16 protein-coding genes, 2 tRNA genes and 2 rRNA genes are annotated in these 20,423 nt (G+C 66.2%); 8 read left to right on the top strand and 12 right to left on the bottom strand.

Features of this window, described 5'->3' with window-relative positions; genetic code table 11:
* From BMZ38_RS06670 to tyrS, 5 genes are all read right to left on the bottom strand, one after another.
* Positions 1–641, bottom strand: a 23S ribosomal RNA gene (locus BMZ38_RS06670); the annotation flags it as partial.
* A 233-nt stretch (positions 642–874) separates the two neighbouring features.
* Positions 875–950 (bottom strand) — tRNA-Ala (locus BMZ38_RS06665).
* Positions 951–962: 12 nt separating this feature from the next.
* Positions 963–1,039: transfer RNA gene (locus BMZ38_RS06660), tRNA-Ile, on the bottom strand.
* Positions 1,040–1,150: 111 nt separating this feature from the next.
* Positions 1,151–2,689, bottom strand: a 16S ribosomal RNA gene (locus BMZ38_RS06655).
* A gap of 398 nt (positions 2,690–3,087) precedes the next feature.
* Positions 3,088–4,299, bottom strand: a complete 1,212-nt coding sequence (gene tyrS / locus BMZ38_RS06650; RefSeq protein WP_091335597.1) for a tyrosine--tRNA ligase — start codon at positions 4,297–4,299, stop codon at positions 3,088–3,090.
* A 177-nt stretch (positions 4,300–4,476) separates the two neighbouring features.
* Here tyrS and BMZ38_RS06645 point away from each other — a divergent pair, with 177 nt between their 5' ends.
* Positions 4,477–5,919 carry an OapA family protein gene (locus BMZ38_RS06645; RefSeq protein ID WP_091335594.1) on the top strand — a complete coding sequence of 481 codons (1,443 nt, stop codon included), beginning with the start codon at positions 4,477–4,479 and terminating at the stop codon, positions 5,917–5,919.
* A gap of 9 nt (positions 5,920–5,928) precedes the next feature.
* Positions 5,929–7,059 carry an anhydro-N-acetylmuramic acid kinase gene (locus BMZ38_RS06640; protein WP_091335591.1) on the top strand — a complete coding sequence of 377 codons (1,131 nt, stop codon included), beginning with the start codon at positions 5,929–5,931 and terminating at the stop codon, positions 7,057–7,059.
* 13 nt (positions 7,060–7,072) lie between these two features.
* On the opposite strand, the gene BMZ38_RS06635 is transcribed toward BMZ38_RS06640, so the two are convergent.
* The 3 genes from BMZ38_RS06635 to BMZ38_RS06625 all read right to left on the bottom strand — a co-directional run bounded on the left by BMZ38_RS06635 (position 7,073) and on the right by BMZ38_RS06625 (position 9,531).
* Positions 7,073–7,366, bottom strand: coding sequence for a hypothetical protein (locus BMZ38_RS06635; RefSeq protein ID WP_091335589.1), 294 nt, complete (start codon positions 7,364–7,366; stop codon positions 7,073–7,075).
* Positions 7,367–7,472: 106 nt separating this feature from the next.
* Positions 7,473–8,771 carry an AmpG family muropeptide MFS transporter gene (locus BMZ38_RS06630; protein WP_425431863.1) on the bottom strand — a complete coding sequence of 433 codons (1,299 nt, stop codon included), beginning with the start codon at positions 8,769–8,771 and terminating at the stop codon, positions 7,473–7,475.
* Positions 8,761–9,531, bottom strand: a complete 771-nt coding sequence (locus tag BMZ38_RS06625; RefSeq protein ID WP_091335586.1) for an exodeoxyribonuclease III — start codon at positions 9,529–9,531, stop codon at positions 8,761–8,763. The genes BMZ38_RS06630 and BMZ38_RS06625 overlap by 11 nt, the downstream gene beginning before the upstream one ends.
* Positions 9,532–9,614: 83 nt before the next feature.
* Between BMZ38_RS06625 and pyrE the strand changes: the two genes are divergently transcribed.
* On the top strand, positions 9,615–10,262 hold the full coding sequence (pyrE, locus tag BMZ38_RS06620; RefSeq protein WP_091335584.1) for an orotate phosphoribosyltransferase: 648 nt from the start codon (positions 9,615–9,617) through the stop codon (positions 10,260–10,262).
* A gap of 110 nt (positions 10,263–10,372) precedes the next feature.
* Positions 10,373–11,011, top strand: coding sequence for a DUF4124 domain-containing protein (locus BMZ38_RS06615; RefSeq protein WP_091335581.1), 639 nt, complete (start codon positions 10,373–10,375; stop codon positions 11,009–11,011).
* A 77-nt stretch (positions 11,012–11,088) separates the two neighbouring features.
* On the opposite strand, the gene BMZ38_RS17945 is transcribed toward BMZ38_RS06615, so the two are convergent.
* Genes BMZ38_RS17945 through coaBC form a run of 3 tightly spaced genes read right to left on the bottom strand, consistent with a single transcriptional unit; the run spans position 11,089 to position 15,110 of the window.
* Positions 11,089–13,410 carry a phosphomannomutase/phosphoglucomutase gene (locus tag BMZ38_RS17945; protein ID WP_091335578.1) on the bottom strand — a complete coding sequence of 774 codons (2,322 nt, stop codon included), beginning with the start codon at positions 13,408–13,410 and terminating at the stop codon, positions 11,089–11,091.
* Between the two features lie 42 nt (positions 13,411–13,452).
* Positions 13,453–13,908, bottom strand: coding sequence for a dUTP diphosphatase (gene dut / locus BMZ38_RS06605; protein WP_091335575.1), 456 nt, complete (start codon positions 13,906–13,908; stop codon positions 13,453–13,455).
* Positions 13,905–15,110: a bifunctional phosphopantothenoylcysteine decarboxylase/phosphopantothenate--cysteine ligase CoaBC gene (coaBC, locus tag BMZ38_RS06600; protein ID WP_091335572.1), complete on the bottom strand. Its 1,206-nt coding sequence runs from the start codon at positions 15,108–15,110 to the stop codon at positions 13,905–13,907. Before coaBC ends, dut begins: the two co-directional genes overlap by 4 nt.
* A gap of 97 nt (positions 15,111–15,207) precedes the next feature.
* Between coaBC and radC the strand changes: the two genes are divergently transcribed.
* The 4 genes from radC to BMZ38_RS06580 all read left to right on the top strand — a co-directional run bounded on the left by radC (position 15,208) and on the right by BMZ38_RS06580 (position 19,500).
* Positions 15,208–15,879: a RadC family protein gene (gene radC, locus BMZ38_RS06595; protein ID WP_091335569.1), complete on the top strand. Its 672-nt coding sequence runs from the start codon at positions 15,208–15,210 to the stop codon at positions 15,877–15,879.
* Between the two features lie 486 nt (positions 15,880–16,365).
* On the top strand, positions 16,366–18,054 hold the full coding sequence (gene argS / locus BMZ38_RS06590; protein ID WP_091335565.1) for an arginine--tRNA ligase: 1,689 nt from the start codon (positions 16,366–16,368) through the stop codon (positions 18,052–18,054).
* Positions 18,054–18,746 (top strand): SPOR domain-containing protein, encoded by a 693-nt coding sequence (locus tag BMZ38_RS06585; RefSeq protein WP_091335562.1) that lies wholly within the window; start codon positions 18,054–18,056, stop codon positions 18,744–18,746. Before argS ends, BMZ38_RS06585 begins: the two co-directional genes overlap by 1 nt.
* A 1-nt stretch (position 18,747) precedes the next feature.
* Entirely contained in the window at positions 18,748–19,500 is a 753-nt protein-coding gene (locus tag BMZ38_RS06580) for an SDR family NAD(P)-dependent oxidoreductase (protein WP_091335559.1), read from the top strand.
* Positions 19,501–19,535: 35 nt separating this feature from the next.
* On the opposite strand, the gene BMZ38_RS06575 is transcribed toward BMZ38_RS06580, so the two are convergent.
* Positions 19,536–20,321 (bottom strand): 3-hydroxybutyrate dehydrogenase, encoded by a 786-nt coding sequence (locus tag BMZ38_RS06575; RefSeq protein WP_091335556.1) that lies wholly within the window; start codon positions 20,319–20,321, stop codon positions 19,536–19,538.
* Positions 20,322–20,423: the final 102 nt, after the last annotated feature.

Raw genomic sequence — 20,423 nt, 5'->3', positions numbered from 1 at the left:
GACTATGCGCCCTATTCAGACTCGGTTTCCCTTCGCCTCCCCTAGACGGTTAAGCTCGCCACTGACAGTAAGTCGCTGACCCATTATACAAAAGGTACGCAGTCACCCTTGCGGGCTTCCACTGCTTGTACGTATACGGTTTCAGGGTCTATTTCACTCCCCTCTCCGGGGTTCTTTTCGCCTTTCCCTCACGGTACTTGTTCGCTATCGGTCAGTCAGGAGTATTTAGCCTTGGAGGATGGTCCCCCCCATGTTCAGACAGGGTTTCTCGTGCCCCGCCCTACTCAATTTCACGCACGGTGCCCTTTCGCCTACCGGGCTATCACCGTCTATGGCGGACCTTTCCAGATCCTTTAGCTAAAACACTGTGCGCTTTTGGGCTGCTCCGCGTTCGCTCGTCGCTACTTACGGAATCTCGGTTGATTTCTTTTCCTCCGGGTACTTAGATATTTCAGTTCCCCGGGTTCGCTCCGTACACCTATGTATTCAGTGCACGGTACCGCCTAAGCGGTGGGTTTCCCCATTCGGACATTGCCGGATCAAAGCTTGTTGCCAGCTCCCCGACACTTTTCGCAGGCTGCCACGTCCTTCATCGCCTCTGACTGCCAAGGCATCCACCGTATACGCTTGGTCGCTTGACCATATAACCCCAAGTCGCCTCGGGGCATACTCCCTTTCCTCCTCAGGAACGGGATTCCGCCAAACAACGCTCGCTACCATTGCCTCAACGACACATCTCGGTTCGGTTTCGAACCAAAACGCTTGTCACTCGTTTACGTTTTCAAAGAACACCACGCCGGCCTCAGCGCCGGTTGGCTTCAATCAATCTTTGTGTGCGCGTGTTCTACACATCCGAAGCGGTCGTGCCAGGTACTGGTGGAGCCAGTCGGGATCGAACCGACGACCCCCTGCTTGCAAAGCAGGTGCTCTCCCAGCTGAGCTATGGCCCCGTAAAACCGTGGTGGTGGGTCTGGGAGGACTCGAACCACCGGCCTCACCCTTATCAGGGGTGCGCTCTAACCACCTGAGCTACAGACCCATAAGCTTCCCGGTCTAACGACCAAACACGCCTTGCGATCTGTCGATCGAAGCGTGTGGATGTGCAGGTGCCTTGTGTGGACGTCTTGCGGCAGCGGTGCTGCCTTTCTCGAAAGGAGGTGATCCAGCCGCACCTTCCGATACGGCTACCTTGTTACGACTTCACCCCAGTCATGAACCACTCCGTGGTCGTCGTCCCCCTTGCGGTTAGACTAACGGCTTCTGGAGCAACTCACTCCCATGGTGTGACGGGCGGTGTGTACAAGGCCCGGGAACGTATTCACCGCGGCATAGCTGATCCGCGATTACTAGCGATTCCGACTTCACGAAGTCGAGTTGCAGACTTCGATCCGGACTGGGATCGGCTTTCTGGGATTGGCTCCACCTCGCGGTATTGCAACCCTCTGTACCGACCATTGTAGTACGTGTGTAGCCCTGGCCGTAAGGGCCATGATGACTTGACGTCATCCCCACCTTCCTCCGGTTTGTCACCGGCAGTCTCCTTAGAGTTCCCACCATTACGTGCTGGCAACTAAGGACAAGGGTTGCGCTCGTTGCGGGACTTAACCCAACATCTCACGACACGAGCTGACGACAGCCATGCAGCACCTGTGTTCTGGTTCCCGAAGGCACTCCTCGATCTCTCAAGGATTCCAGACATGTCAAGGCCAGGTAAGGTTCTTCGCGTTGCATCGAATTAAACCACATACTCCACCGCTTGTGCGGGCCCCCGTCAATTCCTTTGAGTTTCAGTCTTGCGACCGTACTCCCCAGGCGGCGAACTTAACGCGTTAGCTTCGACACTGATCTCCGAGTTGAGACCAACATCCAGTTCGCATCGTTTAGGGCGTGGACTACCAGGGTATCTAATCCTGTTTGCTCCCCACGCTTTCGTGCCTCAGCGTCAGTGTTGTCCCAGATGGCCGCCTTCGCCACTGATGTTCCTCCCGATCTCTACGCATTTCACCGCTACACCGGGAATTCCACCATCCTCTGACACACTCTAGCCTCCCAGTATCCACTGCCATTCCCAGGTTGAGCCCGGGGATTTCACAGCAGACTTAAGAAACCGCCTACGCACGCTTTACGCCCAGTAATTCCGATTAACGCTTGCACCCTTCGTATTACCGCGGCTGCTGGCACGAAGTTAGCCGGTGCTTATTCCTCAGGTACCGTCAGTCCCGCCGGGTATTAACCGACAGTGTTTCGTTCCTGATAAAAGTGCTTTACAACCCGAAGGCCTTCTTCACACACGCGGCATTGCTGGATCAGGCTTGCGCCCATTGTCCAATATTCCCCACTGCTGCCTCCCGTAGGAGTCTGGGCCGTGTCTCAGTCCCAGTGTGGCTGATCATCCTCTCAGACCAGCTAGCGATCGTCGCCTTGGTGGGCCATTACCCCGCCAACTAGCTAATCGCACATCGGTCCATCCAACCGCGCAAGGCCCGAAGGTCCCCTGCTTTCTCCCGTAGGACGTATGCGGTATTAGCGTAAGTTTCCCTACGTTATCCCCCACGTCTGGGCAGGTCCCGATGCATTACTCACCCGTCCGCCACTCGCCGGCATCCCGAAGGACCCGCTGCCGTTCGACTTGCATGTGTTAGGCATGCCGCCAGCGTTCAATCTGAGCCAGGATCAAACTCTTCACTTAAGTTTTCGACCTGCCGAAGCAGATCTATCTTTCTGAAGCGTTGTCCTAACCGTAAAACGTCAAGCTTTTGAATTGACTCTTAGGTTAGACGCTTGCATTTGTGGACAGTCATCCATCCACCGCAAGGCGCCCACACAAGTCACCTGCGCACACTGTCAAAGATCAATCACTTGCGACCCGTTCTTCAGATCGCCCCGAGACGTTTCGTCCCGGGTGAGCCGCCCATTCTACATTCCCTTCCCGGTTCGTCAACACCCTTTTGCGAAGATCTTTGCTCGGGGGAGTTGCCGGCCAAGGGGAACTGGGCGACGGGCCGCGGATAGTAGGGAGAGCGCACGTACTTGGCAAGCGAACGCGGCTATTTTCGTCGCCCCGTTTCGCCGCGAGCGACGCGCAGCCTAGCCTGCGACCAGCTTCACCCTCGCGAAGTTTCGCTTGCCCACCTGCAGCACACCTTCGAATCCAGCGCCGAACACCTGCTGGGCATCCTCGACCACGGTGGCATCGATGCGCACCGCGCGCTCCTTGAGCTTGCGGTTCGCCTCGGAGTTGCTGGCAGTAAGCCCGGCGGCCGTCAACAGGGCCGCCAGGCGCAGGCCTTCGGCGGGCACGGCGATCTCGCTAAGCGGAAGCAACGAAGTGTCACCCTCGCCGCGCACCACCGCATGCCAGCCGGCGATCGCCTGCTCGGCGGCCGCAGCGTCATGGAAGCGCGCGGCCAGTTCGCGGGCAAGCCGCAGCTTGGCATCACGCGGGTTCAGCTCGCCGCATTGCACCTCGCGCTTCATGCGCGCCAGCTCGTCCAGCGACAATTCGAAGCTAAGCAACTCGAACCAGCGCCACATCAGTGCGTCGTCGATCTTCATGGTCTTGGTGACGATGTCGATCGCCGGCTCGTCGATGCCGATGTAGTTGCCCAATGATTTGGACATCTTGTGCGCGCCATCCAAGCCCTCCAGCAGCGGCATGGTGAGCACGATCTGTGGCGGCTGACCGTGGTGCTCCTGCAATGCGCGACCCATCAGCAGGTTGAACTTCTGGTCGGTGCCGCCAAGCTCCACATCGGCCTTCAGAGCTACCGAGTCGTAGCCCTGCACCAGCGGGTACAGGAATTCGTGGATGGCGATCGGCTGCTGCGCGGCGTAGCGCTTGGCGAAGTCGTCGCGCTCCAGCATGCGCGCGACGGTGTGCTGAGCAGCCAGCTTGATCATGTCGGCCGCTGACATCTTGCCGAACCACTCATTGTTGAAGCGCACCTCGGTGCGCTCGCGGTCGAGCACCTTGTAGACCTGGCTGGCGTAGGTCTCGGCATTCTTCAGCACGTCTTCCCGGCTGAGCGGCTTGCGGGTGACGTTCTTGCCCGTGGGGTCGCCGATCATCCCGGTGAAGTCGCCGATCAGGAAGATGACCTGATGGCCAAGATTCTGAAACTGCCGCATCTTGTTGAGCAGCACCGTGTGGCCCAGATGCAGATCCGGCGCGGTGGGGTCGAAGCCGGCCTTGATGCGCAGCGGTCGGCCGCTCTTCAGGCGCTCGATGAGCTCCTCCTGCTTGATGACCTCGTCGGCGCCGCGGGCGATCGTCGCCAGCGCCTGCTCAAGCTCGTTCATGGATGTCCTCTGTGCGGATCGGTCGACGGCGACAAGAGGTCGCCGTTCACAAAATGGCGTTAATTGTGCGTTAATCAGAAAACCAGCGCAAATCCTTGAAAGGAAAGGCGTTGACGCCCTTTATACGTGGCCGCTAAGGTACGACGCCTGAGTACTTTGTAACGCGGGGCGAAGAGCATGGGTGAGGGCGAACAGATCGCGCGGGCGGCGCGCAAGCAGGCTATCCGCCGCAAGGCGCAGCGCCGCCACATGCACTTCTACGAACGTTGCGCGCACTGGTCGTTCAGCCGTCTGGGCGAGGTCGAGCCGATCCGCTGGCACCGCGAACGCTGGATCCTGGCCGGGACCGCGCTGCTTCTTACCGCACTCTCGGGCTTCTTCCTCCCGGCGTGGGCCAGCGCGATGCGCCCCGCGCCCGAACCTGCCGCCCATACCCTGCTGCCGCTTACCCTGCCCAAGGCATCCCTCAATGCAGCCCCTGCGCGGGGCATGGAAGATTGGCGCGTCGTGCAGGTGCAGCCCGGCCAGACACTCTCGGACATCTTCCAGTCCCAGGGTCTCAGCTTGGCCGATCTGCAGCGGGTGATGGATGCGGCCGGTGCGGCCAAGGGCGCGTTCCACAACATTCGCCCGCACCAGGAATTCGATTTCCTGCTTGGCAGCGATGGCAGCCTCAAGGGCATCCGCTTCGACAAGGACGAGGCCAACCGCGCGGTGGTCCGCTTCGATGGTGACAAGTCCACGCTGACCGTTCAGTCCCGTGCGATGGAAACCCGCGAGCACGTTGCGCACGGCACCATCACCAGCTCGCTGTATGCCGCTGCCGCCAAGGCCGGCATGAGCCAGGGCATGGTCGGCAAGCTGGCGGACCTGTTCAAGTACGACATCGACTTCGTGCAGGACCTGCGCGACGGCGACAGCTTCACGGTGATCTACGACGACGTCTATCGCGACGGCAGCTACTACGCCGAGGGCGACATAGTGGCGGCCGAGTTCGTCAACCAGGGGCACCGCTTCACTGCGTATCGCTTCAGGAAGGCGGATGGCCATTACGGCTGGTTCAGCGAGGATGGCCGGCCGATCCAGAAGTCGTTCCTTCGTATCCCGGTTGATTTCACCCGTATCTCCTCCCGCTTCAGCACGGCGCGGATGCATCCGATTCTCGGCCGCATGCGCGCGCACAAGGGCGTGGATTACGCCGCGCCCAGCGGTACGCCGATCCATGCCGCCGGCGATGGCGTGATCAAGTTCAAGGGCTGGATGCGCGGCTACGGCAACTTCGTGGTGATCCAGCACAGCAAAACCATCAGCACGGCCTATGGCCATATGTCGCGCTTTGCCGCCGAGCGCGTGGGCCAGCACGTCAGCCAGGGCCAGGTGATCGGCTTTGTCGGTATGACGGGCCTGGCCACCGGCCCGCATCTTCACTACGAGTTCCGCGTCAATGGCGTGCAGCGCGATCCGCAGACCGTGACCCTGCCCAAGCCGCAACCGCTGCCCGCGGCGCAGTTGGCCCGTTTCGAAAGCCAAGTCGTGCGCCCGCAGCTGGCACGCCTGAAGACGATGGATGCCAACATCAAGCTCGCCCAGCTCGGCTCGGCCACGCGTAACGACGATTGACCCGTCGCCTTGACCACCAGTGACAACGCCCCTGCCCTTTACCTGGGGCTGATCTCCGGTACCAGCGCCGACGGTGTCGACGTTGCGCTGGTGTCCTTCGACGACGGCATGCCGCAGCTGCGCGCAGCGCTAACCCACCCCTGGCCCAGCGCCTTGCGCGAACGGGTGCTCGCACTGGCACAGGATCTGTCCGCATTCAGCCTGGATACGTTCGGGGGGCTGGACGTGGCCATCGGCCGTCATTTCGCCGAGGCGGCCCAGGCATTGCTCGATACCAGTGGCACCGCAGGCGCGGCGGTACGCGCGATCGGTTCACACGGCCAGACGGTGCGACACAGGCCCGCCGGAGAAAACCCTTTCACCCTGCAGATCGGCGATCCTACGGTCATCGCGGAAACCTGCGGAGTGGACGTCGTGGCAGATTTTCGCCGCGCCGATGTCGCCGCCGGTGGCCAAGGCGCGCCACTGCTGCCAGCGGTGCATGCCATGCTGCTGGGCCAGCCGGGGCAGACCCGTGTGGTGCTCAATCTCGGTGGCATCGCCAACATCACCGTGCTGGGACCCGACGGCATGGTGCTCGGCTTCGATACCGGCCCCGCCAATGGGCTGCTCGACGCCTGGTGCCAGGAACAGCGCGGCGAGCCGTTCGACCGCGACGGCGCATTCTCGGCCGCGGGCCAGATCGACGGCCCTCTGCTCGAGGCCTTGCTGGCCGATCCGTACTTCACGCTGGCGCCGCCCAAGAGCACCGGCCGCGAGCACTTTCACCTGGCCTGGCTGCTGCGCCAGCCGCGCGTGGCATTGCTGGCACCGGCCGACGTGCAGGCTACGCTGCTGGAACTGACCGCACATACCGTGGCCGACGCCATCGAGGCTCATGCACCCGCAGCGACAGACGTGCTGGTGTGCGGCGGCGGCGTGCACAACTCGCGACTCATGCAGCGGCTCGCCGAATGGCTGGCGCCGCGCCGCGTGGCCAGCACCGCCATCCACGGCATCGATCCCGACTATCTGGAAGCGACCGCCTTCGCCTGGCTGGCGCGTCAGCGGATACTTGGATTGCCGGGCAACCTGCCGGCTGTCACCGGCGCACGCGGCCGGCGCGTGCTGGGCGGGTTATATCTGGCTCCGCGGGAATGAACGCACAAGATGCTTAGCCGAGCTTCGATGCACGCGCCGGCGCCAATTGCGTCGGTCGGGTCAGCGAGAGCGCCTGCAGGGCTTCCTGGAAGACCGCCTTTTCGGTGAGATCCCACTGCCCGCCGAGCACGAGGCTGCCCGGGTCGAGCATGGTTTCGTTGGAGATCTGGCCGGCCGAACTCAGGCCCAGGCCGTGCCGCAGCGCGTGCAGCACGACGTCGTTGATGGACCAGTGACGGTCCTTGGCGAGCGTCTTGATCCGCTCGGCCATCAAGCTGTCGATGTGGCGTATGACGAGGTCCGGCACGAGCGTCGCTCCGTGTCACGCATGCCCAGCTGGCAGGCCATGGTTGCACAGATCGAGGGGGTTTGCAGTAAAGCCCCCGATGGGTGCCGCCGGCCGGTGCCAGCGGCTAGCTCGCACCCTGTTCGAGGGTGCGAAAGCGCCGCCACAGCGCGGCATACAGCAGCATCGCGGGAATCAATGCCAGCACGGTGAGCACGAAGTACCCGCCATAGCCCGCGGCGGTGGCAATGCCGCCGGCGAAGAAACCCAACAGCTTGCCCGGCAGGTTGACGAGGGAACTCAGCAACGCGTACTGGGTGGCAGTGTGTTGGCGATTCACCAGCATCGAGAGGAAGGCCACCGTTGGCGGCCCGAGCATGCCCAGGGTGAGGTTCTCGGCAGAGATCACCAGGGTCAGCGCCACCAGGTTGCCCGGGTGGGCGACCAGCACCAGGTAGAACAGGTTGCTGCAGCCGCACAGCACGACCGTCACCCCCAGCGACCGCCACGCGCCCCAGCGCGCGACCGCGGCGCCGCCCAGGAAAACGCCGACGATGCCGATCCACACGCCGTAGATTTTGGTGATCGCGCCAATCTCGGTCTTGGAGAACTGCATGTCCCGGTAGAACGGGCTCATGATGCCGCCGATCGTTGCCTGCTCGGGGATCTTGAACAGCAGGATGAACAACAGGATCAAGGCCGCCGCCTGCCATCCGTAGCGACGGAAGAAGTCGGTGAACGGATCGGCCACGCTCTCGCGCATCGCCACCCGCCAGCTCGCCGGGCGCGTGCGAATCACGTCCGGCTCGCGCGCCAGCAGCGTGGTGGCGAGCGGGATCGCCATCGCCGCGGCCATCACCAGGTAGACCACCCGCCAGGGCACGTGATCGGCAAGGATCAGCGCCACCGCGCCAGCCAGCAGCAGACCCATGCGGTAGCCCAGAGCGTAGGTCGCCACCAGCGCGCCCTGCACGTCGGGCGGCGCGATCTCGATGCGATAGGCGTCCACGGCGATATCCTGGGTCGCGCCGAAGAAGGCGACCAGCAACGTGGCCGCCACGAACGGCCACAGCTGCGTGGGCGTCAGCAGCGCCATCGCCAGCAATCCGAGTGCCACGCACAACTGCGCGAACAGCAGCCAGCCGCGGCGCTGGCCCAGTCGCGCGAAGCCGGGAATCCGCCAATGGTCGAGCAGCGGCGCCCACACGAACTTGAAGGCGTAGGTGAGTCCGGCGCTGGCGATCATGGTGATCTCCTTCAGCTCGATGCCGTTTTCCTTCAGCCAGTACGCCAGCGTGCCGGCGACCAGCAGGAACGGCAGGCCGGAGGAAAATCCGAACAGCGCCATCGTGCCGGCGGCCGGCTGCGCGAAGGCACGCCAGATCGAGGGCTTGCGCGGTGCCGGTGCCGCCGGCTCAGTCGGCATAGTCGACCGTGTACGGTGCGTGGTCGGAGAAGCGCTGCTCGCGATAGACCGAACAGGCGCGCATGCGGTCGCGCAGGGCCGGGGTGCAGACCTGGTAGTCGATCCGCCACCCCACGTTGTTCTCGCGCGCGCGGCCGCGGTTGGACCACCAGGTGTACTCGACCGCCTCGGGCTTGATCGCGCGGAAGCTGTCGACCCAGCCACGGGTGTGGAACAACAGGTCCAGCCAGGCGCGCTCGGCCGGCAAACAGCCGGAGTTCTTCTGGTTGGAAGTCCAGTTCTTGATGTCGTTCTTGGTGTGGACGATGTTCCAGTCGCCGCAGATCACGTAGTCGCGGCCGCTGTTCAACCATTGGTCGAAGACCGGCGTGAGGAAGTCCATCGCCTTGAACTTGAACTGCTGTCGCTCCTCGCCCGAGGAGCCTGAAGGCACGTACAGCGACACCACCGAGAGGTTACCGAACCGCGCCTCGATGTAGCGGCCCTCGCAGTCGAACGGCTCCCAGCCCAGCTCGGTGAGCACCGCGTCGGGCTCGCGCCGTGCGTAGATGGCCACGCCGCTGTAGCCCTTCTTGCTGCTGGCGTCGCGATAGAAACAATGATGGCCGTCCGGGCGGAACATCGGATCGGTGAGCTGGCCTTCCTGCGCCTTGGTCTCCTGCAGGCAGACCACGTCGGCCTCCTGCGTGCGCAGCCAGTCGAACACGCCCTTGCTGGCGGCCGAGCGGATGCCGTTGGCGTTGAGCGTGACGATTCTCATGCGTTGGGGACTCGTGGCGTGGGAACCCATGGATAATAGCTGCCGATTCCCGAATCTCCATTTCCGCTTCCGGTCCTTCCTCGATGCTTCCCTACCAACGCGACTTCATCGAACTGGCGCTGGCGCGCGACGTGCTGCGCTTCGGCGATTTCACGCTCAAGTCGGGCCGGCAGAGCCCGTACTTCTTCAATCTCGGCCGGATCGATTCCGGCGCGGCCCTGGCGCGCCTGGGCGAAAGCTACGCCGCCGCGCTGGTGCGTGCTCAGTTGCCCGTGGACATGTTGTTCGGCCCGGCCTACAAGGGCATCGCGCTGGCTGCCGCCACCGCTATCGCGCTGGCGACCCGCCACGGCCGCGACCTGCCGTGGGCCTATAACCGCAAGGAGGCCAAGGACCACGGCGAAGGCGGCATGCTGGTCGGCGCGCCGCTCACCGGCCGCGTGCTGATCGTCGACGACGTGATGACCGCCGGCACCGCGGTGCGCGAATCACTGGCACTGATCCGCGCGCACGGGGCCGTCCCGGCCGGCGTGCTGATCGCGCTTGACCGGCAGGAACGAGGCCAGGGCGAGCTTTCTGCCGCGCAGGAAGTGGCGCGCGACCATGGCATCCCGGTGATCGCGATCACCGGCCTGGACGAAGTGCTGGCCTACGCCGGCGAGCGTCCCGAGCTGGCCGCCGAACACGCGCGGCTGCTCGATTACCGCAGCCGCTACGGCGTGTCCGGATGAACGTCGGTCGCGCGAGTGGCGACCGGCGTCACACGCGCGACCTCGGCCTTCGTCCAGGCTTTAGGCGGTATCCGCACGATGGCTATACTGCCCGCCAGGAGGGGGTATCCATGCGCAAGCTCGTTTACGCCGTCGCCATCAGCCTGGCAGCGGTCCTGACCGCCCATGCCCAGAAGGCCACCGGCATCCGCTATCACTGGCGCGATGCCAAGGGCCTGTCCCACTACAGCGACAGTCTCACCTCCGGGGCGATGAAATACGGTTACGACCTGGTCAACGACCGCGGTTACGTGGTGCGCCACGTCGAGCGCCAGCTGAGCCCCGAGGAGCGCGCCGCAGCCGAAAAGGTCGCCGCCGAGCAGGCGGCACAACGCCGCGCCGAGGAAGCGAGCCGGCGTGCCGACCTGCAGATGCTCAATGCGTACGGCGACGAGGCCGACCTCAAGCAGGCACAGCAGGAAGAGCTCGACAGCCTCGACCAGCAGATCAACACCACGCGCCTGAACCTGCGCAGCCAGGAAAAGACCCTGGCCGACCTGCTCGGCCGCGCCGCCGACGTGGAGCGGACCAAGGAAAAAGTGCCCAAGTACCTGGCCGACAGCATTGCCGACCAGCGCAACGTGGTCGCCGGGCAGCGCGCGGTGCTCGAGCGCCAGCAAGACCATCGCGACACGGCCGAAAAGGAGGCCGCGCAGCAGCTCGAGCGCTATCGCGCCCTGAAGAAACAGCAGGACGAACCACAGCACTAGGCGCACATCGGAGATGCGAGCAAGGGCTCGCCCCACGCAACCCGGCGCGGAGCGGTCCGCTACCCCTGGCTACTTCGTCAGAACGGCAGCTTCAACCCCGGATCGACCAGGAACAGCTGCTCGCGGAACGCCTGCTGGATGCGCTTGAGCGCCGCCGCGTTGTCCGCATCGAAACGCAACACCAGCACCGGCGTGGTGTTGGAGGCACGCACCAGCCCCCAACCGTCCGGCCAGTCGGCGCGCACGCCGTCGATAGTGGTCAGCGTGGCATCGCCGAAGCCCGCCTTTTCCTTGAACTTCTCGATGAAGCGGTAGTGCTCGCCTTCGGCCAGCTCGATCTTCAATTCGGGCGTCGACACGCCCTTCGGGCAGGTGGCGAAAATCTGCTCGGGCGTGCGCGCATCCAGGTCGCTGGCGAGGATTTCCAGCAGTCGCGCGCCGGCGTAGATGCCGTCGTCGAAGCCGTACCAGCGTTCCTTGAAGAAGAAGTGGCCGCTCATCTCGCCGGCCAGCTCCGCCTGGGTCTGGCGCATCTTGGCCTTGATCAGCGAATGGCCGGTGCGCCACATCAGCGGGCTGCCGCCGGCCTCCAGCACCTGGCCCTTCAGGTGGCCGGTGCACTTGACGTCGTAAATGATCGTCGCGCCCGGCTGGCGGGACAGCACGTCGCGCGCGAACAGCATCAACAGGCGGTCCGGATAGATGATCTCGCCCTCCCGCGTGACCACGCCAAGGCGGTCGCCGTCACCGTCGAAGGCGACACCGAGGTCCGCGCCGGTCTGGCGCACCGCGTGGATCAGGTCTTCCAGGTTGTGCGGATCGGACGGATCCGGATGATGGTTCGGGAAGGTGCCGTCGACCTCGCAATACAGCGGCACGATCTCACAACCGATGCCTTCGAGTACCTGCGGCGCCACGGCACCGGGAATGCCGTTGCCGCAATCGACCACCACCTTCAGGCGTCGCTCGGCCTGCACGTCGGAGGTAATCCGCTCGATGTAGTCGGGCACCACGTCGACATGGCGCAGGCCGCCCTGGCCGCCGGCCTCCAACGCGCCGCTGGCGATGCGCTTGTACAGGTCCTGGATCGCCCCTTCGGAAAGCGTTTCGCCGCCGACCACGATCTTGAAGCCGTTGTAGTCCGGCGGATTGTGGCTGCCGGTCACCGCTACGCCGCTGCCGGTGTTGAAGCGGTAGGCGGCGAAGTACACCACCGGGGTGGGTACGGCGCCGACGTCGATCACGTCGATGCCCGCTTCGCGCAAACCATCGGACAGCGCGCCGGCCAGCTCCGGCCCGGACAGGCGGCCGTCACGGCCGACCACGATTTCGTTGAGGCCCTTCTCGCGCATCAGCGTGCCGATGGACTGGCCCAGCAGTCGCGCCACCTGTGCCGTGAGCGTCTTGCCGACCACCCCGCGCACGTCATAGGCGCGAAAGATGCTCGGATCGACGGCGTCGGCCGGGCTCGCCGCAGGCGGCATGCTGGCTGCGGGACGCGCCGCCGGCGGTGCCGGCTGGGGCTTGGCGGGAATCACATCGGACACCATGGTCTCCTCGGGTTGGATCTCTTCACGCACGGGCGTTCGACCGCGCAGCGACAACAGGTACAGGCCGCCACCGATGCACAGCAACGCCAGCAAGGCAGCCAGCGGCCAGAAGCGCGGCAGCAGGATGAAGGCAGCCGGTAACGCCGCGCGCACGCTGAAGCTGCTGCCGGGCACCGGCTTGGCGATGTCCTCCGCCTGGGCCGACGGGGCGCCGCGCGTCAGCAGGCTGAGCTCGCCGCGATCATCACCCTGGCGCAGGTCGATGCGCCCATCACCCGGCGCAATGGACTCGAAACGCTGTTGCAGCGGCGTGAATGGCAACTCGATCCAAGCCCACCCCTGCGGCCGCTGCGCCGATCCCAGCGGCTGCACCAGGCTCAATCTGCGCTGGCCGCCCGCCACCACCGTCTGCATCGGCGGCTCGCCCTCACCGGTCTGTGCGGCCATCAGCTGGGCGGCCTTGGCGTAACCGAACGTGCGGTAGTTCGCATGCAGCACTTCGTCCAGGCCCGCACTGTAGACGTCCACGCCCAGTGCCTGCGGCAGGCGCTCGCGCAGCGCCTGGGCGAGCTGGGCGCGATCGCCTTGCAGCATGGACGGATCGAGCGAAGCGGCGGCCTGGGCCACCTGCTTGCGCTCGCCGGCGATTTCCGCCGCCAGCGAGCGTACGGCGGCGTCCTGCGCCGCGTGTACGCGGGCCACCCCGCCGCTTTCGCTGGCGATCAGCCAGGTCTGCCACGCGCAAAACAGGCCCAGCAGCAGCAGCACGGTACCGCCGGCGAGCGGCAACAGCTGCTGCCATGCCACGGCGCCGCCGGCCCCCGGCTCCCTTGCGATCTTTCTTGCCATCTCGCCCCCGCCGCTTGCCACCACGTCAGTTGATGCCTGGTTTCATTGGATACCGGTCGATCCGAATCCGCCGGCGCCACGCGCGGAAGGCGCGAATGCGCTCACCACGCGCAGTCGTGCCTGCGCCACCGGCACCAGCAGCAACTGCGCGATGCGGTCGCCCACACCGATGGTGTAGGGGACGCTGCCGCGGTTCCAGCAGGAAATCATCAGCGGGCCCTGGTAATCGGCATCGATCACTCCGACGAGGTTGCCCATGACCAGCCCGTGCTTATGGCCCAGCCCGGAGCGCGGCACGATCAAGGCGCACCAGCCGGGATCGCCGATGTGGATGGCGATGCCACTGGGCACCAGCACACTCTCGCCGGGCGCCAGGGTGAGCGGCGCCTCGATCGCCGCACGCAGGTCCATGCCGGCGCTGCCGGCGGTGGCCGCTTCGGGCAGCGGAATGGAATCACCCAGGCGCGGATCGAGGACCTTGAGTTCGACGTCGATCATGAACGTGCCATCCGGTAGCGCTCAGCCACGCGCGCGATCAAGCGCGCCGCCAGCGCGCGCTTGGAGGCGCGCGGCAGCTCCTCGCCGCCGCCAGGCCAATACAGGCTCAGCGCATTGTCGTCGGCCTCGAAGCCGAGTCCCTCGCCGACACGGTTGGCAGCGATCATGTCCAGACCCTTGCGGGCGAGCTTGTCCTGCGCGTAGGCGGCCACGTCATGGGTCTCGGCGGCGAAGCCGACCAGGAACGCATGCGGCGACGCAGCAGCCAGGTCCTTCAGAATGTCCGGATTCTCCGCGAGGTCCAGCACCAGCGGCGCGCCGTCGCGCTTCTTGAGTTTGCGCGAGGCGACTTGGGCGGGGCGGTAGTCGCCCACTGCGGCGGCGCCGATGTAGATATCCGCCGACGCAGCCGCCCCCAGCACCGCCTCGCGCATCTGCGCGGCGCTGCGCACGTCCAGGCGCCGGGCGATACCGGCAGGGGATGGCAGGCTGACCGGGCCGGCGACCAGTGTCACCTGCGCGCCGGCCGAGGCGGCCGCCTCGGCCACGGCAAAACCCATGCGCCCGGAACTGCGGTTGCCGATGAAGCGCACCGGGTCGATGTCCTCGTAGGTGGGGCCTGCACTCACCAGCACGCGCAGCCCGGCCAGGGCACCATCGCCGAAGGAGCCGGCCAGCGCATCGCGCAGTTCGTGTGGCTCGAGCATGCGCCCGGAACCGACATCGCCGCAGGCCTGCTCGCCGGCAGCCGGGCCCAGCACGGTTACGCCGCGCGAGCGCAACGTAGCCAGGTTCGCCTGCACCGCGGGATGCGCCCACATCTGCTGGTTCATCGCCGGCGCCACATACAGCGGCGCGGCGCTGGCCAGACACAGGGTAGTCAGCAGATCGTCGGCGTGGCCCTGCGCAAGGCGGGCCAGGATGTCGGCGCTGGCCGGGGCGATGAGCACGCGCTCGGCCCACCGCGCCAGTTCGATGTGGCCCATCGCCGCCTCGGCACCCTCGTCCCACAGCGACACGCGCACCGGCTGGCCCGACAGCGCCTGGAACGTGGTCGCGCCGACGAAGTGCGTCGCGCCTTCGGTCATCGCCACACGCACCTCGGCCCCCTGCTCGCGCAGCCGGCGCACCAGTTCGCAGGACTTGTAGGCGGCGATACCCGCCGAGACGCCGAGCAGGATGCGACGTTGGGCAAGACTCATGTAGGACGGGCCTGACAACCGGGCGAAGCGCTAGCTTACCGGAATCGCCATGGCCCACTGCTGCCTCCGGTCGCACTCCCGCAGGCAGGATGGCCGGATGAGCATCCGTGAATGGCCCAGCGGTGAACGTCCCCGCGAGAAGCTGCTGCACCGCGGCAGCGCCACCCTGTCCGACGCCGAACTGCTGGCCGTGCTGCTGGGCAACGGCATGCCTGGCAAGGATGCCATCGCGTTGGGTCGCGAGCTGCTGCAGGAGGCCGGTGGCCTGGGTGCCCTGCTCGGCCGCGCGGACGGCCCCGCCCCCAAGCCCGGCCTGGGGCCGGCCAAGCGCGCGCGCATCGTCGCCGCGCTGGAGCTGGCCCGGCGCAGCCTGGCCGAGCAGCTGCAGGCCATGCCCAGCCTCGGCAGCCCGCGCGACAGTGGCGAATATCTCAGCGCCCGCCTGCGCCATCTGCCCTACGAGGTATTCGGCTGCCTCTACCTGGACAACCGCCACCGCGTGCTGGCCTTCGAGGAATTGTTCCGCGGCACCGTGGACGGCGCCAGCGTGCACCCGCGCGAGGTCGTGCGGGCGTGCCTTAAGCACAACGCCTGCGCGGTGATCCTGGCCCACAACCACCCCAGCGGCGTCGCCGAGCCCAGCGCTGCCGACCGCGCGATCACCCGCGAGCTGCGCGAGGCATTGCAGCTGGTCGGCGTGCGCGTGCTCGACCACCTGGTCATCGGCCACGGCGCGCCCGTGTCGATGGCCGAGCGCGGGCTGCTGTAGCGGCCGATTGCGCGAAGAAGAGGCGGCGCGCCGGGGATGGCGCGCCACCAGGGGAGCGCACCCGTCGGGGAGAAGCGGGCACCGGGCAAGCGTGCCACTGGCCTGTGGCAAGACCATGACAGCCTTGGGGCTTGACAGGCGGGAAAACTACCGCCGTGACTTATGCACAAGTCGGCCGAGCCGCGTTTGCGGGGCGGCAGTTGGCGGGGCGCGTAAAGCATCACTTGCAACCGTTTGTTTTAGAAAGCTTGTTTTCTTTACAAGCGGGTTTCCAGGTGCCGCTCCGCCGAACCCCGGTGCCACCTCGCAGCTTTCCCCACAGACTTATCCACAGGGATGTCCTCATCACGGCCATGGGCGGGGGCCGCTGCCATGCAGGCCCCGATGCGGAGCCAAAGCCTACGCTCTCTCCCCCTGCGCAGCGGAAGGATCGGTGGCGCGGCTCTGCTAGGATTGTCGGTTCCCGTCGAAGAACGATCCCACCCCGTGAAACAAGCGTTGCGCGACCTGCTGCTGCAGGCCATCCGGACCCTGCAGGATGCCGCCGCCCTGCCCGCCGACCTCGCCCTTCCCGCCTTCGTCGTGGAGCGCGCGCGCAGCCGCGAGCACGGCGACTTCGCCACCAACGCCGCCATGCTGCTGGCCAAGCCGGCCAGGGCAAAGCCGCGCGAGCTGGCCGAGAAACTGGTCGCCGCGCTGCCGGCGAGTCCGCTGCTGGAAAAAGTCGAGATCGCAGGTCCAGGCTTCATCAACTTTTTCCTGGGCGCGGGCGCCTATCACAGCGAGGTGCGGCGCATCTTCGCCGAGGGCGACGCCTACGGTCGGAGCACTACCGGCGCCGGCACTACCGCGGGCGTGGAGTTCGTTTCGGCCAACCCGACCGGTCCGTTGCACGTGGGCCACGGCCGCGCGGCGGCGATCGGCGACTGCCTGGCGCGTCTGCTCGAAGCCACCGGCTGGAACGTCAGGCGCGAGTTCTACTACAACGACGCCGGCGTGCAGATCCACAACCTGGCGATCTCCGTGCAGGCCCGCGCCCGCGGGCTGGCCCCGGGTGACCAGGGCTGGCCGGAGGACGGCTATCGCGGCGACTACATCGCCGACGTCGCGCGCGCCTACCTGGCGGGCGAGTCGGTAGTGGCCGATGGCCAGACCGTCACCGCCGCGAAGGATCCGGACGACCTGGAGGCGATCCGCCACTTCGCGGTCGCCAGCCTGCGCCGCGAGCAGGACCTGGACCTCAAGGCCTTCGGCGTCGGCTTCGACACCTATTTTCTGGAGTCGTCCCTGTACACCGACGGCAAGGTCGAGGAGACCGTGCGCGAGCTGATCGCCCACGGCCACACCTACGAGGAGGGCGGCGCGCTGTGGTTGCGCACCACCGACTACGGTGACGACAAGGACCGCGTGATGCGCAAGTCCGACGGCACCTACACCTATTTCGTGCCGGACGTGGCCTACCACCGCTCCAAGTGGCAGCGCGGCTACGTCCGCGCGATCACCGAGCTGGGCTCGGACCACCACGGCTCGCTGGCGCGCGTGAAGGCCGGCCTGCAGGCGCTCGACTGCGGCATTCCCAAGGGCTGGCCCGAGTACGTGCTGCATCAGATGGTCACCGTGATGCGCGGCGGCGAGGAGGTGAAGATTTCCAAGCGCGCCGGCAGCTACGTCACGCTGCGCGACCTCATCGACGAGGCCGGCCGCGACGCCACGCGCTACTTCCTGATCTCGCGCAAGGCCGATTCGCAGCTCGTGTTCGACATCGACCTGGCCCGTTCGCAGAGCAACGACAATCCGGTCTACTACATTCAGTACGCCCACGCGCGGGTCTGCTCGGTGTTGCGGCAGGCGGGCGAGAAGGGCTTGACCGTCGACCTCGAGCAGGGCCTGGCCGAGCTCGCCCGGTTGGACAACGAGCACGAGCAGATCCTGCTCACCGAACTGTCCAGATATCCCGAGATCGTCGACGCCGCCGCCGCCAACCTCGAGCCGCACCTGCTCGCCGGCTGGCTGCGGGAACTGGCCAATGCGTTCCACACCTACTACAACTCGTACCAGTTCCTGGTCGACGAAGCGGGCTTGCGCAATGCGCGCCTCGCGCTGGTGGTGGCGACCCGCCAGGTGTTGAGGAACGGTCTGGACCTGCTGGGCCTGAGCGCCCCGGAGAGCATGTAATGGCAGCACGCAAGTCCAAGGGCCGGCAGGCCGTACGCAACCGCAAGGGCGGTTTCCCGGGTTGGGGCTGGGCGGTGATCGGCATTGCCGTCGGCGTGGTGGCGATGATCGTGCTGACCCGCCATTCGATGCTGCCGATGGCACCCTCCGGCCCGCAGCCCAACCCGCAGGCGACCGTCCAGGGCGGCGGCGACAAGGGTCTCGCGCCCGCCGAGAGCGCGCCGAAGAAGCCGCAGTACGACTTCTACTCGGTGCTCTCGGAGAAGGAAGTGCGCATCCCCGACGAGCAGATCAGCGCGCAGGCGCGTGCCGAGCAGCAGCAGAAGCAGCAGGCCGCGCAGCAGGCGCAGGCCACGGCAGCACGGCAGCCACCGGCCGCCAATCCCAACGCCCCCGCGGCAGTCACCGAGAACATCCAGGCCGCGCCCGCCACTGCGGTGCCGTCGCCGGCCGCCGGCAGCGGCTACCTGCTGCAGGTCGGCGCTTTCCCCAACGCCGCCGATGCCGAGGCACTGAAGGCCAAGCTCGCGCTGCAGGGATTCGTCGCCAACGTGCAGACGGTGCAGGTCGGCAGCCAGACCTTCCACCGCGTGCGTCTGGGGCCGTATCGCTCCGCCACCGAGCTCGAGTCGGTGCAGAACCGCCTGGCCGGTGCCGGCTACAAGGCAATCGCGTTGAAGGAAGGCCGCTGAGATGAGCGGCAAGGTCGCCTGGATCACCGGTGCCACCGCCGGCTTCGGCGCTGCCACGGTCGAGCGTTTCGTCGCCGGTGGCTGGTGCGTGGTCGCCAGCGGCCGGCGTGCCGACCGGCTGCAGCAACTGGTCGACCGGCACGGCGCCGAGCGCGTGCATGCGCTCGCCTTCGACGTCCGCGACGAGGCGGCGATGCGCTCGGCGCAGGCCAGCCTGCCGGCCGAATTTGCCGCCATCGACCTGCTGGTCAACAACGCCGGCCTGGCGTTGGGCACCGCTCCGGCGCAGCAGGCCGACCTCTCGCAGTGGAAGCAGATGATCGACACCAACGTCACCGCGCTGGTGACGTTGACTCGCCTGCTGCTGCCCACGCTGATCGAGCGCCGCGGTGCGATCGTCAACGTCAGCTCCACCGCCAGCACCTACCCTTATCCCGGCGGCAACGTCTACGGCGGCACCAAGGCCTTCGTCTCGCAGTTTTCGCTGGGCCTGCGCTCGGACCTGCACGGCACCGGCGTGCGCGTCACCTCGGTCGAACCGGGCATGGCCGAGACCGAGTTCACCCTGGTGCGCACGGGTGGTGACCAGGCGGCATCGGACAGGCTCTATGCGGGCGCGCATCCGATCACCGCCGGCGACATCGCCCAAACGCTGTGGTGGATCGCCAACCTGCCGGCGCACCTCAACGTCAACCGCATCGAGCTGATGCCGACCAGCCAGTCGTTCGCCGGGTTCCAGGTGCACCGCGAGTGACCTGCCGGGCGGGCCGGGCCCGCCCGCGAAACCCGTTACTGCATGTGCCATCCGTGGCTGACCACCAAGCTCTGGCCGGTCAGCGCGGCGCTGGGGAGGGTCGCCAGGAACAACGCTGCCTGCGCCACGTCCTCCAGCGTAGTGAACACGCCATCGACGGTGTGCTTGAGCATCACGTTGCGGATCACCTCATCCTCGCTGATCCCCAGCTCCTTGGCCTGCTCGGGGATCTGCTTCTCCACCAGCGGCGTGCGCACGAAGCCCGGGCAGATCACATGCGAGCGTACGTGGTGCGGCGCGCCCTCCTTGGCCAGCGTGCGTGCGAGGCCAAGCAGGCCGTGCTTGGCGGTGACGTAGGGCGCCTTCAGCACCGAGGCCTCGTGCGAATGCACCGAGCCCATGTAGATCACGATGCCGCCGCGGTCGCCCTCGTACATGTACCGGAGCGCCGCGCGGGTAGTGAGAAAGGCGCCATCCAGGTGGATCGCCAGCATCTTCTTCCAGTCTGCGAAGGCGAAGCTTTCGATCGGGTTGACGATCTGCACGCCGGCGTTGGAAACCAGGATGTCCAGATGGCCGAACGCCTGCACCACCGCCTCAGTGCCGGCGTCGACCGCGTGCTCGTCGGTGACATCCATCGTCACGCCCATCGCGCGGCCGCCGGCCGCATTGATGGCGGCGGCCGTGGCATCCGCTGCCTGCGGGTTGATGTCGGCGATCGCCACGGCGGCGCCTTCGCGCGCGTAGCGTTCGGCGATCGCCCTGCCGATGCCGCTGGCCGCGCCGGTGATGAGGGCGACCTTGCCGTCGAGACTGGCCATGGCTTTTGCTCCGCAGAGGGGGCCTTTGATTGTAGGCCGCGCACCCGCGGGCGCCATCGGACCTAGGTGCAGGGCGCCGGTATGCGCAGGAGCGCCCATGGG

This window comes from Frateuria terrea (genome assembly GCF_900115705.1).
Lineage (GTDB): Bacteria > Pseudomonadota > Gammaproteobacteria > Xanthomonadales > Rhodanobacteraceae > Frateuria_A > Frateuria_A terrea.
Note: the sequence above shows the minus strand (reverse complement) of the source record. Positions and strands in the feature narration are given on the sequence as shown.